The organism is Curtobacterium sp. WHRI 8282 (assembly GCF_040223925.2).
GTDB classification, from domain to species: domain Bacteria; phylum Actinomycetota; class Actinomycetes; order Actinomycetales; family Microbacteriaceae; genus Curtobacterium; species Curtobacterium flaccumfaciens.
Map to the genome: position 1 here is coordinate 704594 of NZ_JBEHCD020000002.1, position 15415 is coordinate 720008.

16 protein-coding genes, 1 tRNA gene and 1 pseudogene are annotated in these 15415 nt (G+C 68.3%); 5 read left to right on the top strand and 13 right to left on the bottom strand.

Annotation, left to right across the window (positions count from 1 at the left end; genetic code table 11):
• From ABRP24_RS09570 to polA, 5 genes are all read right to left on the bottom strand, one after another.
• On the bottom strand, positions 1-1044 hold the full coding sequence (locus ABRP24_RS09570; RefSeq protein ID WP_349848573.1) for a hypothetical protein: 1044 nt from the start codon (positions 1042-1044) through the stop codon (positions 1-3).
• Entirely contained in the window at positions 1041-1643 is a 603-nt protein-coding gene (coaE, locus tag ABRP24_RS09575) for a dephospho-CoA kinase (protein ID WP_138803559.1), read from the bottom strand. The genes ABRP24_RS09570 and coaE overlap by 4 nt, the downstream gene beginning before the upstream one ends.
• Positions 1644-1735: 92 nt before the next feature.
• The gene (rpsA, locus tag ABRP24_RS09580; RefSeq protein ID WP_027465699.1) at positions 1736-3211 is read right to left on the bottom strand and encodes a 30S ribosomal protein S1; all 1476 of its coding nucleotides are present in this window, start codon (positions 3209-3211) and stop codon (positions 1736-1738) included.
• A 158-nt stretch (positions 3212-3369) separates the two neighbouring features.
• Positions 3370-5049: a DUF885 domain-containing protein gene (locus ABRP24_RS09585; RefSeq protein WP_349848575.1), complete on the bottom strand. Its 1680-nt coding sequence runs from the start codon at positions 5047-5049 to the stop codon at positions 3370-3372.
• A 50-nt stretch (positions 5050-5099) separates the two neighbouring features.
• Positions 5100-7742, bottom strand: a complete 2643-nt coding sequence (polA, locus tag ABRP24_RS09590; RefSeq protein ID WP_349848577.1) for a DNA polymerase I — start codon at positions 7740-7742, stop codon at positions 5100-5102.
• Positions 7743-7870: 128 nt separating this feature from the next.
• Here polA and ABRP24_RS09595 point away from each other — a divergent pair, with 128 nt between their 5' ends.
• Positions 7871-8239, top strand: coding sequence for a PaaI family thioesterase (locus ABRP24_RS09595; protein WP_051596794.1), 369 nt, complete (start codon positions 7871-7873; stop codon positions 8237-8239).
• 16 nt (positions 8240-8255) lie between these two features.
• Here ABRP24_RS09595 and ABRP24_RS09600 read toward each other — a convergent pair whose 3' ends face one another.
• The 7 genes and pseudogenes from ABRP24_RS09600 to ABRP24_RS09630 form a co-directional block, all read right to left on the bottom strand.
• Entirely contained in the window at positions 8256-8726 is a 471-nt protein-coding gene (locus ABRP24_RS09600) for a GNAT family N-acetyltransferase (RefSeq protein ID WP_349848579.1), read from the bottom strand.
• A 109-nt stretch (positions 8727-8835) separates the two neighbouring features.
• Entirely contained in the window at positions 8836-9441 is a 606-nt protein-coding gene (locus ABRP24_RS09605; RefSeq protein ID WP_017887240.1) for an ANTAR domain-containing response regulator, read from the bottom strand.
• A 126-nt stretch (positions 9442-9567) separates the two neighbouring features.
• A tRNA-Leu gene (locus tag ABRP24_RS09610) sits at positions 9568-9649 on the bottom strand.
• 55 nt (positions 9650-9704) lie between these two features.
• Positions 9705-10874 carry a GAF domain-containing protein gene (locus ABRP24_RS09615; protein ID WP_349848581.1) on the bottom strand — a complete coding sequence of 390 codons (1170 nt, stop codon included), beginning with the start codon at positions 10872-10874 and terminating at the stop codon, positions 9705-9707.
• 52 nt (positions 10875-10926) lie between these two features.
• A pseudogene (locus ABRP24_RS09620) lies at positions 10927-11097 on the bottom strand (DUF779 domain-containing protein); the annotation flags it as partial.
• Positions 11098-11211: 114 nt separating this feature from the next.
• Complete coding sequence (locus ABRP24_RS09625; protein WP_349848583.1) at positions 11212-11466, bottom strand: hypothetical protein; 255 nt, start codon at positions 11464-11466, stop codon at positions 11212-11214.
• Between the two features lie 68 nt (positions 11467-11534).
• On the bottom strand, positions 11535-12392 hold the full coding sequence (locus tag ABRP24_RS09630) for a hypothetical protein (protein ID WP_349848585.1): 858 nt from the start codon (positions 12390-12392) through the stop codon (positions 11535-11537).
• Positions 12393-12506: 114 nt separating this feature from the next.
• On the opposite strand from ABRP24_RS09630, the gene ABRP24_RS09635 reads away from it, so the two are divergent.
• The 3 genes from ABRP24_RS09635 (at position 12507) to ABRP24_RS09645 (ending at position 14607) form a co-directional block, all read left to right on the top strand.
• Positions 12507-13280: a DUF3800 domain-containing protein gene (locus tag ABRP24_RS09635; RefSeq protein WP_017887232.1), complete on the top strand. Its 774-nt coding sequence runs from the start codon at positions 12507-12509 to the stop codon at positions 13278-13280.
• A gap of 179 nt (positions 13281-13459) precedes the next feature.
• A complete protein-coding gene (locus ABRP24_RS09640) occupies positions 13460-13747 on the top strand; it encodes a hypothetical protein (RefSeq protein WP_349848587.1) in 288 nt (95 codons plus the stop codon).
• A 260-nt stretch (positions 13748-14007) separates the two neighbouring features.
• Positions 14008-14607 (top strand): hypothetical protein, encoded by a 600-nt coding sequence (locus tag ABRP24_RS09645; RefSeq protein ID WP_349848589.1) that lies wholly within the window; start codon positions 14008-14010, stop codon positions 14605-14607.
• Here ABRP24_RS09645 and ABRP24_RS09650 read toward each other — a convergent pair.
• Positions 14604-14777, bottom strand: a complete 174-nt coding sequence (locus ABRP24_RS09650) for a hypothetical protein (RefSeq protein ID WP_349848591.1) — start codon at positions 14775-14777, stop codon at positions 14604-14606. The two genes, ABRP24_RS09645 and ABRP24_RS09650, sit on opposite strands and share 4 nt — an antisense overlap.
• A gap of 118 nt (positions 14778-14895) precedes the next feature.
• Here ABRP24_RS09650 and ABRP24_RS09655 point away from each other — a divergent pair, with 118 nt between their 5' ends.
• Positions 14896-15411, top strand: a complete 516-nt coding sequence (locus ABRP24_RS09655; RefSeq protein WP_349848593.1) for a hypothetical protein — start codon at positions 14896-14898, stop codon at positions 15409-15411.
• The last annotated feature ends 4 nt before the right edge of the window (positions 15412-15415 follow it).

Consider the following 15415-nt stretch of genomic DNA (forward strand, 5'->3'; position numbering starts at 1 on the left):
CTATGAGCGGTCGGAGGGAAGAGCGGGATCTGTGGAGAACCGGTGCAGCATCCACTGCCAGAGCGGGAGCATCCGGGGAACGCCGTCACGGGTGAGCGGTGTCGAGTCCTTGATGATCAGGGAGTGCGCCTTGCCGTCGCCGCCGAGGTCGGTGAGGATCGCGTGCGGGTCCGCGCCGGCGACGGGCGGGGTGGTGTCCGTCTCGAACGGCCCGGACACGCCACTCAGCCCGAGGACGTCCCACGAACCGGTGATGCGGGGGCCGAACGTGTCACGGACGTCGTCGATGGCGTACATCCGGTCGACCGGTGTCCGGCCAGGGCGGTCCATCCACGCTGCGTGCGACGGCCCGCGGGACTCGACGGGCGAGGAGAACATCAGCGCGCCGTGGACACTGCGGATGTGCGCGATGTACGCGGCCTCTCCGCCGCCCTGCGAGTGTCCGGCCACGACGACGTCGTTCCAGACGATGCGGTCGTCGCCCTGGACGAACCGCCCCCAGCCGCCGTCGGGGTCGTGGTCGTCGAGGTACGCGACGGCGTCACGGAAGCGCGAGACGATGGACCCGGCCGGACTGACCGCGCTGAACTCCGACGGCCGGGTGCCGTCGAAGCGGTTCCGTTGGACCATGCCGTAGCAGCGCGCGTCCGCCTCGCACGTGCCGGACAGCGTACGACCGAGGTTCCAGTAGTCGAGGCCGAGCACGTGGTAGCCGTCGGCCAACGCGGCCGCCAGGAACCGCTGGTACTCGGCCGGACGGGCCCGGGTCGCGGGCAGGAACAACAGGAGCGGACCGTCGGCCGACGTGCGCGCGGCGAAGTCGTCGCGGTTCGGGGTGAGCCGCTCACCGTTCACCGTGCCGAGCCGGAACCGGTGGAACTCGCCGTCAGGCCCGTGTTCGTCACCCGACGGCCGCTCGTGGACCGCGACCCGGCCGTTGTCCGCCACACGCTGGGCACCGAGGACGTTCGCGGCGACGAGCGAACCGGCCCCGATCGCCACGAGGACGATCGCGGCGAGGACCAGCAGCAGACGGTGACTCATGCCGTGATCCGCGCCCACACCTCGTCAGCGGAGCGTATCGTCTGCTCGAGCGTCCCGGTGGCGTCGACGACGTGGTCGGCGAGGGCGAGACGCTCGGCATCGCTCGCCTGGGCGGCGACGCGACGCTCGGCCTCGTCACGGGCCATCCCGCGGTGCTCGACGAGCCGTTCGATGCGCTGCGCCGCGGGGGCGTCGACCACCACGACCGCGTCGAACCGGAGCGGGCGCGAGCCGCGGGCCTCGGCGAGCAACGGCACGTCGTAGACCACCACGGCGTCGGGGTCGGCGGCCTCGGCGGCGTCGAACGCCTGCTGCGCGAGCCGCCAGACCTCGGGGTGCGTGATGGCTTCGAGGTCCTTCCGCGCCGCGGGGTCCGCGAACACGATCGACCCGAGCGCCGGCCGGTCGAGGGAACCGTCGGCGGCGATCACCGACGGTCCGAACCGCTCGGCGACCTGCGCCAGGCCCGGGCTGCCCGGTGCCACGGCATCCCGTGCGAGTCGGTCGGCGTCGACCACGACGGCCCCGTGCTCGGTCCAGCGCCGGGAGACGGTCGACTTGCCCGCGGCGATGCCGCCCGTGAGTCCGATGATGTGCACGGCCACAGGGTAACGACCCCGATGCCCGGAAACGCCGGAAGCCCGGCACCCTGTCAGGGGTGCCGGGCTTCCGGTCGTGACGAACCGCTCGATCAGTTGTTGGTCGAGCTGAGCTTCTCGCGGAGTGCAGCGAGCGACGCGTCGTCGGCCAGGGGGCTTGCGCCACCCGTCTCGCCGGCGAACGACGAGGTCGACGACGACGAGGAAGCCGTGGCCGGGAGGTCGAAGCCACCCTGCGCCTCGTCGGCGATGGTCTTCGCGACCTGCGCCTTGTGGGCTTCCCAACGCGCCTGGGCGGCCGCGTACTGGCCCTCCCACTCGGTGCGCTGCGTGTCGTAGCCCTCGAGCCACTCGTTGGTCTCCGGGTCGAAGCCCTCGGGGTACTTGTAGTCACCCTTGTCGTCGTACTCGGTCGGCATGCCGTAGAGCGCCGGGTCGAACTCGTCGCTCTCCGGGTCCACGCCCTCGTTCGCCTGCTTGAGGCTGAGCGAGATGCGGCGACGGTCGAGGTCGATGTCGATGATCTTGACGAAGACCTCGTCGTTGACCGACACGACCTGCTCGGCGAGCTCGACGTGCTTGTTCGAGAGCTCCGAGATGTGCACGAGACCCTCGATGCCGTCGGCAACGCGGACGAAGGCACCGAACGGGACGAGCTTCGTGACCTTGCCCGGTGCGATCTGACCGATCGCGTGGGTGCGGGCGAAGACCTGCCACGGGTCCTCCTGCGTCGCCTTGAGCGAGAGCGACACGCGCTCGCGGTCCAGGTCGACCTCGAGGATCTCGACGGTGACTTCCTGACCGACCTCGACGACCTCGCTGGCGTGCTCGATGTGCTTCCAGCTGAGCTCGGAGACGTGGACGAGACCGTCGACGCCGCCGAGGTCCACGAACGCACCGAAGTTGACGATCGAGGACACGATGCCCTTGCGGACCTGGCCCTTGTGGAGGTTGTTGAGGAACGTCGTCCGGGACTCGGACTGCGTCTGCTCGAGGAGCGCACGGCGCGACAGGACCACGTTGTTGCGGTTCTTGTCGAGCTCTAGGATCTTGGCCTCGATCTCCTGGCCGAGGTACGGCGTGAGGTCGCGGACACGACGGAGCTCGATGAGCGATGCGGGGAGGAAGCCACGGAGGCCGATGTCGACGATGAGACCACCCTTGACGACCTCGATGACCGTCCCGGTCACGACGCCGTCGGACTCCTTGATCTTCTCGACGTCGCCCCACGCACGCTCGTACTGCGCACGCTTCTTCGACAGGATGAGGCGGCCTTCCTTGTCCTCCTTCTGGAGAACCAGGGCCTCGACCTCGTCGCCGACCTCGACGACCTCGTTGGGGTCGACGTCGTGCTTGATCGAGAGCTCGCGCGAGGGGATGACACCCTCGGTCTTGTAACCGACGTCGAGGAGGACCTCGTCGCGGTCGATCTTCACGACGGTGCCGGAGATGAGATCACCGTCGTTGAAGAACTTCAGGGTCTTCTCGACCTCGGCCAGGAAGTCATCAGCCGAACCGATGTCGTTGATGGCGACCTGCTTAGGAGCCTTGGTCGTAGTGGTTGTCATGTAGAGATTGCTCCGAACGGACATGAGTCGGGCCATGGCGTGCGGGGACTCGGCCCCCGTGGTGCACCGCCGTGGCGATTGATTGATTGGCGCGGATTGCGCCGCACAAGTCTAACCGCACCGGCGGAGGCCCCACAACCGGGCGTGTCGACGGCGCGTCACCCGACCAGCGCGGTCCGGAGGGTGTCGAGGCCGATGCTGCCGAGCGAGAGCGCCCGGTGGTGGAACGCCTTCAGGTCGAAGTCGGCTCCCTCGCGCGCGGCGACCTCGTCCCGGATGGACTCCCAGACGCGCTGGCCGACCTTGTACGAGGGTGCCTGCCCCGGCCACCCGAAGTACCGGGCGACCTCGAACCGGACGAACGCCGGGTCCATGTTGACGTTCTGCCCCATGAAGTCGAGCGCGTACTCCCACGTCCAGCCGCCGCCGTCGGGGTTCGTCTTCTGCAGGTGCACGCCGATGTCGAGCACGACGCGGGCCGCGCGCATCCGCTGCCCGTCGAGCATGCCGAGCCGGTCGCCGTCGTCGTCGAGGAACCCGAGCTGCTCCATCAGCCGCTCGGCGTACAGCGCCCAGCCCTCGACGTGCCCGGAGGACCCGGACAGCTGCCGGCGCCAGGTGTTCAGCTCACCGCGGTTGTAGACGCCCTGGCTGATCTGCAGGTGGTGTCCGGGGACGCCCTCGTGGTAGACCGTCGTCTTCTCGCGCCAGGTGCCGAACTCGGTGACGCCCTCGGGCACGGACCACCACATGCGGCCGGCACGGGAGAAGTCGTCGGAGGGGCCGCTGTAGTAGATGCCGCCCTCCTGCGTGGGGGCGATCCGGCACTCCAGGCGACGGATCGGGTCCGGGATGTCGAAGTAGGTCCCGGCCATCGCGGCGATCGACGCGTCACTCGTCTCCTGCATCCACCGCTGCAGCGCATCGGTTCCGTGCAGGATCCGGGACGGGTCGGTGTCGAGCACCTCGATCGCCCGGGCAACGCTCGCGCCGGACTCGATGCGGTCGGCGATGCGCTCCTGCTCGTCCCGCATGCGCGCGAGTTCCTCGAGGCCCCACTCGTACGTCTCGTCGAGGTCGACGACCGCGCCGAGGAACCGGCGCGAGTGCAGCTCGTAGGCCTCGCGACCGACGGCGTCCACGGGGGTGGCGAGCGGCAGCAGCTCGTGCTCCAGGAACTGCCCGAGCGAGCGGTACGCGGCCGAGGCGACCTGGGCTCCGCGGGTGAGCTCGGCGCGGAGCGTGTCCGGCACCGGCGAACCGTCGTCGAACGCGGCGCCTTCGGCGAGGCGCGCGAAGAAGCCGTCCTCGGCGCCGTTCCGCGCTGCCTGCTCGGCGACCAGGGCGACCTGGCGCTTGGCCGGGGTGACGTCTTCGCGGGTGCCCTCGAGCAGGGTCTCGCGGATGCCCTCGAGGGCGTCCGGCAGCGCGTGCAGCCGGCTCGCGATGTCCTGCCAGTCGCCCTCGGTCGCGGTCGACATCAGGTCGATGATCTCGCGGACCGACTGCGCCGGGCTCGCGATGACGTTGAGGTCGCGGAGGTGCAGCTTGCGCTCGTACGACTCCTGCACCAGGTCCAGCTCGGCGCCGAGGTCGGCCTTCGTCACCTGGTCCACGGAGTCGACGGCGGGAGCGGCGTCGAGCGCACGCTTCGCACCGCGCGCGGCCTCGGCCATCGCGGCGGCACCGGCGGGCGAGGTGTCGCCGTACTCCCCCGTGCGCCCCGGGACGCCGATGTACGTGGCGGTCGTCGGGTCGAGGTCGACGAGGGTGGTGACCCAGTCCTCGGCGACGCGGTCGACGGCGGACGGCTGGCGGACAGGACGCTCTTCGCTCATGCCCCGACCCTACCGACCCGTGGGTCGACAGGACCCCCGGGTCGCCCGGGTCAGTGGGCGGCGCTCTCCCAGTTCGGCCCCACGCCGACCGAGACGTCGAGCGGGACGCTCAGCTCGGCAGCGCTGCCCATCCGGGTGCGGAGGATCTCCTCCACACGCTCCTGCTCACCGGGCGCGACCTCGAGGATGAGCTCGTCGTGCACCTGGAGCAGCAGGTGGGACTGCAGCTCGCCCTCGCGCAGGTCGTCGGCGACCCCGAGCATCGCGATCTTGATGATGTCGGCGGCCGAACCCTGGATCGGGGCGTTCAGCGCGGCGCGTTCGGCGTTCTCACGCAGGACCCGGTTCGGGCTCTTCAGGTCGGGGAACGGGCGACGGCGACCGAAGATCGTCTCGGTGTAGCCGTCCTCGCGCGCCTGCTCGACGACGTTGCGCAGGTAGTCGCGCACCGCACCGAAGCGGGCGAAGTACTCGGTCATCAGGGTTCGGGCCTCGGACTGCTCGATGCGCAGCTGCTTCGACAGACCGAAGGCACTCAACCCGTAGGCCAGGCCGTAGGACATCGCCTTGACCTTGGTGCGCATCTCGTTGGAGACCTCGGACGGGTCGACGCCGAACACCCGGGCGCCGACGAAGCGGTGCAGGTCCTCGCCCTCGTTGAAGGCCTGGATGAGCCCCGGGTCGCCGGAGAGGTGCGCCATGATCCGCATCTCGATCTGCGAGTAGTCGGCGGTCACGAGCGTCGTGTACGGCTCGGCGACCGCGAACGCCGACCGGATCCGGCGACCGACGGCCGTCTTCACCGGGATGTTCTGCAGGTTCGGGTCGGTCGACGAGACCCGGCCGGTGCTCGTACCGGTCTGCTCGTAGCGGGTGTGGATGCGCCCGTCGACCACGGCGGCGTCGAGCGTGTCGACGATCTGCCGGAGCTTCGTGGCGTCGCGGTGCTGCAGCAGGAGCCCGAGGAACGGGTGCGGGTGCTGTTCCTGCAGGTCGGCCAGGCTCGCGGCGTCGGTCGAGAACCCGGTCTTGGTCTTGCGGGTCTTCGGCATCGCGAGCTCGGTGAACAGGACTTCCTGCAGCTGCTTCGGCGACCCGAGGTTGACCTCGTGCCCGATCTCGGCGAAGGCCTGCTGCGCGAGTTCGGCGGCGCGCTCCCCGAGTTCCTTCGACAGACCGGTGAGCACCGGGCGGTCGATGCCGACACCGATGGTCTCCATGCCGGCCAGCACCGACACGAGCGGCAGCTCGATGTCGTCGAGGACCTTCAGCGAGGACGCGTCGATCCGGGCGCGCAGGGCCGTGGTGACGCGGAGCACGAACCACGCGTGCACCCCGACGTTGACCGGGTCGGTCTCGGGGACCAGCTGGTTCGGGTCGGCCGTCGGCAGTTCTTCGCCGAGCTCCTGGTAGACGAGGTCGGACAGCGGCTGCCCCTGCTTGCCGGGCTGGGCGAGCCACCCCATGATCCGGGCGTCGCCGGCGATGCCGTTCACGACGAAGCCGGCGGTGCCGAGCGCCTTGACGGCGGCCTTGGCGTCGTGGAAGTGCTTCGGGGTGTCGGAGGCGAACCAGGCCGAGAGCTGCTCGTAGTCCTTCGCGCCGCTGCCGCCCGGCACCAGCACGGCGTCGTCGTGGGTCGCGATGCCGATGGCGCTGAGGCGTCCGTCGATGACCTCGACCGCGACGCCGTAGCCGTTCGCCGCCTCGGTCGCGTTGCGGCGCTCGAGCCAGTAGCCGAGTTCTTCGTCGATCAGGGTCTTGACGGGCGGCGGGGTCGGCGCGCCGTCGGTGACGGTGCCCTCGGCCGCCGGCTCGGCCGGGTCGCCCGACCCGGCCACCTTGAAGACGCGGTCGAGCAGCGTGCGGAACTGCAGCTTGGCGAAGAGCTCGCGCACCGCGATTTCGTCGACCGGGCGGAGCGCGACGTCGGCGGGACCGACGGGCAGCTCGACGTCGGTGACCAGGCGGTTGAGCCGGCGGTTCCGGATCGCCCGGTCCCGCTGCTCGCGCAGGTTGTTGCCGACGACGCCCTTGATCTCGTCGGCGTGCTCGAGGATGCCGTCGAGCGACCCGTACTGGGTCACCCACTTGACCGCGGTCTTCTCGCCGACCTTGTCGATGCCGATCAGGTTGTCGCTGGTCTCGCCGACGAGGGCGGCGATGTCCGGGTACTGGTGGGGCTCGATGCCGTACCGCTCGTAGACCTTGTCGCGGTCGTAGCGGGTGAGTTCGGAGACGCCTCGGACCGACGGGTAGAGCAGCGTGACGTCGTCATTGACGAGCTGGATCGAGTCGCGGTCGCCGGAGACCACGTAGACCGTAAAGCCCTGGTCGGCACCCTGCTTGGAGAGGGTCGCCAGGATGTCGTCGGCCTCGTAGTCCTCTTTCGTGACGGTGGTGATGCCCATCGCCTCGAGCGCCTGCTGCAGGAGCGGGATCTGCCCCTTGAACTCGGCCGGTGTCTCGGAGCGGGTGCCCTTGTACTCGGCGTACTCACGGGTGCGGAACGAGAACCGGGAGATGTCGAACGCGACCGCCAGGTGGGTGGGCTTCTCGCGCTGCAGGAGCATCAGCAGCATCGAGATGAAGCCGTGGATCGCGTTGGTGTGCTGCCCCTCGCGGTTCACGAAGCTGTCGACCGGCAGCGCGTAGAAGGCCCGGAAGGCGAGCGAGTGGCCGTCGATGACCATGAGGGTAGGCTTTGCGGAGTCCGACACCCGGACAGCCTACCGACGCCCGCTGACACGGAAGGTCGACGCAGACCGTGACCGACGACACCACATCGACCACGATCGATCCCCGCATCGACGAACGCGGCATGGGCGAGCTGGCCGAGAAGATGGGCATGGTCATCACCGAGCTCTCGGCCGAGCGGGCGGTCGGTTCGATCCCCGTCGAGGGCAACCGCCAGCCGGTCGGCCTGCTGCACGGCGGTGCCTACGTCGTCCTCGCGGAGAGCCTCGGTTCGATGGCCGCGAACGTGCACGCCGGGCCCGGCCGCTACGCCGTCGGCATCGAGCTCAGCGCCTCGCACTCCCGGAGCGCCACGAGCGGCATCGTCACGGGCACGTGCACCGCCATCCACCTGGGCGGCACGCTCACCACCCACGAGATCGTCCTGACCGACGACCAGGGTCGCCGGTGCTCCACCGTCCGGATCACGAACATGATCCGCGAGCGTCGCTGACCGACGGACCGACGACTCAGTCCTCCGGCGGCCGCTGCAGCAACAGGCGGGCGTCGCCGAACCCGAGCCTCCGGTAGAGCCGCTCGCCGTCCACGCTCGAGTGCACCGACGTCCGCTCCACGCCGAGTCCGTCGGCGAGCTCGAGCAGGGCCGCGACGAGCCGTCCGGCGACGCCGGAACCGCGCAGCTCCGGGTGCACGTAGACCGTCTGCAGCTCAGCGGCGAACCGGTCACCGTCGACGTGCGGCGCCGGTGGTCGCGGGTTGATCGCCAACCACGCCATGCCGAGCACCACACCGTCCCGCTCGGCGACGACGCACCGGTGCGATTCCCGGTGGTCGACCGCGAACCCCGTCATCGCACGGCGGTACTCGTCCGGCGTCTGCACCGGCGTGCGGCCGTCCTCGTCGACGCTCCACCGCCACCGCAGGTCGGCCACCGCCGGCATGTCGTCAGGCCGGGAGGCCCGGATCACCACGTCGTCCATGTCTCCAGCCTGCCAGGTGGTCGCGGCACACGCCCCGCCCCTGGACGCAGGAACGCCGCCGACCCCAGGGGGTCCGGCGGCGTTCCGTGAGCGACGGTGAAGCGCTGGACTACTTCTTGGCGCTGAGCTGCTCGATGATCGCCTTCGCGACGTCGTGCATGGTCAGGCGGCGGTCCATCGAAGCCTTCTGGATCCAGCGGAACGCCTCGGGCTCGGTGAGGCCCATCTTCTCGTTCAGCAGGCCCTTGGCGCGGTCGACGAGCTTGCGGGTCTCGAAGCGCTCGACGAGGTCGGCGACCTCGGCTTCGAGCGTGATGATCTGCTGGTACCGCGAGAGGGCGATCTCGATCGCGGGGAGCAGGTCGTTCGGGGTGAAGGGCTTGACCACGTAGGCCAGCGCGCCGGCCTCGGTGGCACGCTCGACGAGGTCCTTCTGGCTGAACGCGGTCAGCAGGACGACGGGCGCGATGTGGTTCTTGGACAGCTTCTCGGCTGCGGAGATGCCGTCGAGCTGGGGCATCTTGACGTCCATCACGACGAGGTCGGGACGGAGGTCGGTCGCGAGCTGGACGGCGGTCTCACCGTCACCGGCTTCACCGACCACGTCGAACCCGTTGTCGCGGAGGATCTCCACGATGTCGAGGCGGATGAGCGACTCGTCCTCGGCGACGACGACGCGACGGGGTGCTGGTGCTGTTGCTTCTGTGTCACTCACGGACGAAAGCCTACTAGACGACGGAAGTGCCGTATCCCAGACCACGCAGATCGAACGCCGGATCGATCGTTGGTACGAGTGGCGGGACGCGGGTCCGAACTGCCCCGCACGCCGTGAGCTATTTCGTACGAGTGGCGGGACTTGAACCCGCACGCCGTGAGGCAGAGCATTTTGAGTGCCCCGTGTCTGCCGATTCCACCACACTCGCGAGGAGGCCAACACTACCAGCCCGACCCGCGCCTCCCGGCCCGTCGTCGACCGTCTCAGGAGCCCTCGAGCGCCTCGATCGCCGCCACGAGACCGGCCCGTCGCGGCGACCGCCGTGGCAGCACCGCGAGCAGCGCGCGGAGCACGAGCGCGTCGGTCGCACCGTCCGGGGTGCGCGCCCACGCGAGCAGGGCGTCGACGCCGCCGTCGGCGACGACCGACTCGCGGAACCGCAGCCGCACCAGGTCACGGACCGCGTCGACGCCGGGTGCGGCGGAGCCCGGCAGGACCGGTCCGGCGTACCGGTCGACGGCCTGGAGGCGCGCCCCGCGTTCGAGCGCGGACAGCACGCCGTCGACGTCGGTCCGGACCCCGGTCACCCGGTACGGCCGCGACGTCACGGTCACGTCCGGCGCGTGCTGCGCGAGGACCCGCCGGAGCCGGACGACCTCGGCGCGCAGGGTGACGACCGAGCGCGGGTCTCCGTAGACCGAGGCGGCGAGGTCGGTCGCCGCGAGGCCGTCGGGGTGCGCGGCGAGCACGACGAGCAGTTCCGAGTGCCGGGCGGACAGCTCGACCCGTCGGTCGGCGATCCGGAGCACGGCGGTGTCGGTCCCGAGCACGGTCAGCTCGGCCGACGGCCCGCGGGGCGTCCGCGCGCGTGGGCGGACCGCGGCCAGGGCGAGCTGGGCCTCGGCGGCGGCGACCGTGGCGGCGAGCAGCGACAGCGTGTGCCGCTCGACGGCGCGGTCGTCACCCGTCAGGTCGAGCACCCCGACCGTGGCGCCGCTCGCGTCGTGCACCGGGACGGCCGTGCACGAGAACGGCTTGACGGCATTCGCGTAGTGCTCGTCGGACCGGATCTGCACCGGACGGTCCAGGCGCAGTGCCGTGCCGGGCGCGCTGGTGCCGACGCGGTCCTCCGACCAGTCGGCTCCGGGGACGAAGCCCATGTCCTCGGCGGCGCGACGCGTGGAGCGGGCGCCGTCGACCCAGACGAGACGACCCGCGGCGTCCGCGACGGCGACGACGCACCCGGCCGAGCGGGAGTCGTCGAGCAGCAGCCGGCGGACCACCGGCAGCAGGGTGGCGAGGGGGCCGTCGTGCCGTACGGCATCGAGTTCGTCGTAGTCGAGGGTGAGGACCGGGGTGGCGTCGGGGTCGACCCGGGCGGACCGCTGCCACGACGCGGCGACGAGCGGGCGGAGCCGACCGGGTGCGCGCATGCGTCCTCCGATCGACCCCACCCGCCGCTCCGTCGCGACGCGTGCGGTCAGCCTACGTCCGGGCCACCCGCGGGACCAGGCCGAGATCGGCGAGCTCGGCCTCGTCGAAGATCCGCGACCGGGTGAGGAACCGTTTGCCCTCCGGGACCTCGACCGAGAAACCGCCGCCGCGACCGTCGACGACGTCGATCGTCAGGTGCGTGTACTTCCAGTACTCGACGGACCTTGTTGCCCGGTGGTGCCTGTGGTTGTGAAGCCCGGCCTGATGCGGATCCGGTGGTAGTGGTGCGTTGTGCGGAGAAGTCCGCTTGTGCGCCTCTTGCGGACTCGCTGCGGACTAGGAACGCATCTGCCTGAGCTGAGACGGGCCTTCACCGTCTCGGTTGCGCTTGCGGCCCAGGGAACGGGCCGACTGCTTCCACGGATCCCGTGGCTGCTGAGTCCAGGCTTTGACCTCGGAGGGCCAGAAGCGGTGCTGGTTGCCGTTGCGGAAGGACGGGAACAGGGGATCCTTCCCCAGTTCCCGCGCCTTCCACTCGGAGATCTGCAGCCATGCAGCGAGTTCCGTGACCTTCAGCGCTTGTTCGTCCATGGGGCAACCGTAGGAACCCGAAGGCATTCGGCTGTCGATGCCCAGGAGCGCGGGCATGTCCTTGACGCTTACACCTCGCGATCGCCGCGGGGCGGTAGGACGGTCACCCCCTCCAGCGCAGCTTCGAGTTCCTTCCGCAGCTTGAGGACCAACGTCTTATGCCGCGGCTCCAAGTCCTCAAGAGCTCGTTCAGCGACTACGGTGACCCGGCCGAGGCGATCGAGCAGCATCCGCTGTCCTTCAATCTCAGCAGCGCGCTCGACGCCGATCCATTCACGGAGGCGGTCAAGCTCGGGCAACCTTCGCTCAACGAAGCGCCGACGAGCCTCGTCTGGGGCGATGCAGTAGTCCTGCCCATCAACGATGCTCGTGAAGTTGTCACCGTGCAGGGCATGTTCCTGGGCCGTCCGCTCCTGCTCTTCGATGTAGTCGATGATGTCCGCCGGGTACAGCGCGGCGGCAGTGCGACCGATCAGCTCAGTTGTGGGCCAGGCTGCGTGAAGATCGGGTCCGTCGTAATAGGCGGGCGGCGGCTCGAGGTCCTGTTGGTCCACGCGCAGGTACTGCGCCAGCGCAGGGACATCGTGGACAGTGATGGATCCGGCACTGTCGCGATTGAACTCCGCGAGCTCAAACGGGACCGACTTCCACAGCACTAGCTCCGCGGTCCGCCATTGCTCCACCGACGGATCAAACGCGGCTACAGCTCGCCGCTTCTGATCAAGTTCGATGTAGGCGCGCCGGTCCTCCCACCGCACCTCGAGCCGAGCAGGCGAAACCCAGCGGCGCTCGCCCTGCCACTCGTTCGCGACGAGCTCGACGCGAACCCGCGGCGGGCGCTTGTCTCCGACCGCGAGCACCAAGGCTTCATGAAATGTCGCGGAGTTCTTGGATGTCCTGTACGCCCATTGCTCGCCTACTTTCATGAGCACAGCATAAGAAGCAAGGTGCTTGGCTCCGTACGGCCCGCAGGGGCGCACCTGCCGCCTTCCCTCGATGTCCGGTCGGTGTCTGCGAGTTAACTCAAGAGATGCGCGAAGATGGGTCACGTGCTGCACGCGTACATCGATGAGACCGGGGACAGAGGCCTCCTGTCCAAGCCCGGCTCTAGCCCCGTCTTCGGGATGGCGGCCATCTTGCTGACGGATGAATCGGCACTCGCGGTGCGGTCGGCAGTCGAGCAGTTGCGGCGCGAGTTTGGTGTACCCGATGGCAAAGTCATGTCTTGGAAGGATCACCTCAAGACGCACTCTCGTCGCACCCACGCCGCCCAGGTTCTCGGAGCGATTCGCGATGTCAAGCTGATCTACGTCTACTGCCAAAAGGACCAGGTCGAAGGCGAGTACACGCAACATCGAGAGCTGTTCTACAACTACGTAGCCCTTAAGATGTACAAGAACATTCTGTGGGCCGCGCGGAACTGGAAGGGCGTCACGGAAGGCATCCAGACACGGTTCGGCCACGTCCGTGGGCACGACCACACAACCACTGATGCGTACTTCCGGTACCAGCTGCAGTTCGAGCCGAAGGTTCCCTTTGGCATGGAGCGTGGCCTGCGCTGGGTATCTGCCGACCGATACCTCGAGAGTCAGGCCGCCGATCTTTACGGAGGGTTCTTGCGATCGGCAGTATGGCCTGATGAGTTCGGTAACGTCGAACCTGGGTACATCCTGCGGGTGTGGCACCAGGTGAGACTTGGGCCTGGCGGATGTCCCGCGCCGCTTGGGTTCATGTCGATGCCTCGGAACGACATCGCCACGTCTCTCCCGTGGTGGCCTTGCTCACACTGCAACGCAAAACGCCCGAACTCTTGAAGCCTCCAGGGGCCGATCCACTTAAGGAGTGCGGTGGCAGCACCGCGGGCTTTCCCTGGCAGGCATCAAGCGCTCGGGCTTGTGCTTGATCACACGTTAACACGTTCCCCTGACAGATGCACGGCCGCCGAAGCCCCATCCAAACGTGCCTGTCGGTGGACGCCCGCAGGATTGACACCATGCCCGAGCACAAGTGGGCTCCCCCGGAGCATCCCGACGTCACGCTGCACCAGCCCGTCACGCTCGACGCAGGGACCGCTGGTCAGCTGCGGACACTGGATCCGGTCGCTCCCGTCTGGGCTGACATCGAGTTCGTGAACGTAGGGATGCTGCACCTCAAGTGCTTCGCTGCTGCGGAGTCAGATAGCGCGGTGCTCGTGCAGACCGCCTGGCAGGGCCGGCTGCAGCAGGTGCTGGTGTCGCGCGACAGGGTGACGCGGCGCGCACTCGATCTGCGGGCGCGGTGATGGCCCATAGACGGCGCGATAGGTGGTCACTCGGGCCGGCGTACACGCTTCCAGAGATCGCGCGGGGAGGCCCTGACTACGACGTTTCACCGCCCGACCCTGTGTTCGCATGGTTGCAGTTCCCGGATCGCATCCTTGAGGTTGAAGCCCGTGCCATCGCTCATACCGAGCGGGCAGTGCTCGTCGAGTGGGGATTTGCACAGGCAGCAGATTGCGCCTGGGTCTGGCGCGACGCCGTCCGAAATCGGTAGAACTGGTCGGTGCACACTCTCGCGGGAAGCCCGTTCGCCCCTGACGCAGCTTCGGACTGGGCGAACGTCATCATCAACGCCCTCATCGGTCTGGCCACACTCGCCGCACTCGCGCTGACTATCCGGCAGTCTCGTCAGGCCTCTCGCGACTCGATGGCCGCTCAAACGGCGGCTCGGCAATCCGAGGCGCGGGAGCGGGCTAGAGAATCGGCCGCGCGACTCAAGGCCATAGAACAGCGCGCGTCCCGTCAAGCCACCGCCGTGACGGTTGCTGCTGCGATAAACTTTGACGGTCAGCACAGCCACGTTGCGGTCGACATCAGGAACGACTCCGACGCGGCGATCCGCGATATCACCGTCACCAGCACCGCCGGCGGCGAGACCTTCACCTGGCCATTGAGCAGCGTCGGGCCTCACGGGCAACAGCGCACGAATCAGACGCACATCGTCCCGGAGAGCCTGGTTGAGCCGGTGGAAGCGAACCTGGTCATCGACTTGACCGACGTCTATATGGACCGATGGCGAATTCATCCGTCCGGCAAGGTTGAACTGCTCGAGTCGGCTCGGATAGTCGATACACGCGCGAGCGACGCCGCTCCTGCTAACTAGCGCGCTTCGGGACGGTCTTGGTTCCAGTGCCCCGGCTTCCACTCCCCTGTTTCTTCGAAGTGCGCACGCGTCTTGTAGTGGTCGTTGAGCGCAGCCAAGACTAAGGCGTGCACCACCCAGTAGGCGACGAAGATGCCGGTGATGAACAGAACGATCGTGAGAAGACCCATGCCGCTCTTTTTCCGGGTTGGTCGAGCGGGCGCACCACCCCGAACGGTCGCGCCAGGTGGGCGACGCCTCCCGAAGAGGGGCGGCGACGGCGAACGTGAGCCGTCCTATGCTTCTTCTGTGAAAGCACTCACGGTAGTCATCCTCATCGCCGCGCTCGGAACACTCATCACTGGTTGCGCCTCGCAAGGACACGATGAGCCAACTCGGACGGCAACTCCGACAGCAACAGCCGCCTCGGAGAACGAGGTGGCCTCGGTCGTCGCGGAGTACGCGCCGGACTGGCGAGATGTCATCGACAATGCTTCTGGATGCCGACTTGAATTTGTGATGGGGTCTGACGTCGCCCGCTCATACGTGTGCGAAACTAGTGAAAAGACAATGGGCATAACTGCGGGGCTCGCAGCTCGGAGCCTCAACGAACTCAAAATCCCCGAGGCAATGTCATCCCTCGTTTCAGAAACCGGAAGCATTCTAGAGGGAATTGCTGCGGACGACCTCTCGGTCTTATGCGGAGACGATGGCTGGAACGGCACCGACGAGGACGACAAGGCATGCACCGCCGCCCTTGGCAATCGATTCGCACTTTACCAACAGCTTGACGCAAAGCTCTCCGCATGGTCACCGTACCTTTAGCCAG

What these genes read in the sequence shown, in the direction of transcription:
- ABRP24_RS09570 (WP_349848573.1), bottom strand. Translation starts at nt 1,044, where the DNA reads ATGAGTCACCGTCTGCTGCTGGTCCTCGCCGCGATCGTCCTCGTGGCG.
- rpsA (WP_027465699.1), bottom strand. Translation starts at nt 3,211, where the DNA reads ATGACAACCACTACGACCAAGGCTCCTAAGCAGGTCGCCATCAACGAC.
- ABRP24_RS09585 (WP_349848575.1), bottom strand. Translation starts at nt 5,049, where the DNA reads ATGAGCGAAGAGCGTCCTGTCCGCCAGCCGTCCGCCGTCGACCGCGTC.
- polA (WP_349848577.1), bottom strand. Translation starts at nt 7,742, where the DNA reads ATGGTCATCGACGGCCACTCGCTCGCCTTCCGGGCCTTCTACGCGCTG.
- ABRP24_RS09595 (WP_051596794.1), top strand. Translation starts at nt 7,871, where the DNA reads ATGGGCGAGCTGGCCGAGAAGATGGGCATGGTCATCACCGAGCTCTCG.
- ABRP24_RS09600 (WP_349848579.1), bottom strand. Translation starts at nt 8,726, where the DNA reads ATGGACGACGTGGTGATCCGGGCCTCCCGGCCTGACGACATGCCGGCG.
- ABRP24_RS09615 (WP_349848581.1), bottom strand. Translation starts at nt 10,874, where the DNA reads ATGCGCGCACCCGGTCGGCTCCGCCCGCTCGTCGCCGCGTCGTGGCAG.
- ABRP24_RS09625 (WP_349848583.1), bottom strand. Translation starts at nt 11,466, where the DNA reads ATGGACGAACAAGCGCTGAAGGTCACGGAACTCGCTGCATGGCTGCAG.
- ABRP24_RS09630 (WP_349848585.1), bottom strand. Translation starts at nt 12,392, where the DNA reads ATGAAAGTAGGCGAGCAATGGGCGTACAGGACATCCAAGAACTCCGCG.
- ABRP24_RS09635 (WP_017887232.1), top strand. Translation starts at nt 12,507, where the DNA reads ATGGGTCACGTGCTGCACGCGTACATCGATGAGACCGGGGACAGAGGC.
- ABRP24_RS09640 (WP_349848587.1), top strand. Translation starts at nt 13,460, where the DNA reads ATGCCCGAGCACAAGTGGGCTCCCCCGGAGCATCCCGACGTCACGCTG.
- ABRP24_RS09650 (WP_349848591.1), bottom strand. Translation starts at nt 14,777, where the DNA reads ATGGGTCTTCTCACGATCGTTCTGTTCATCACCGGCATCTTCGTCGCC.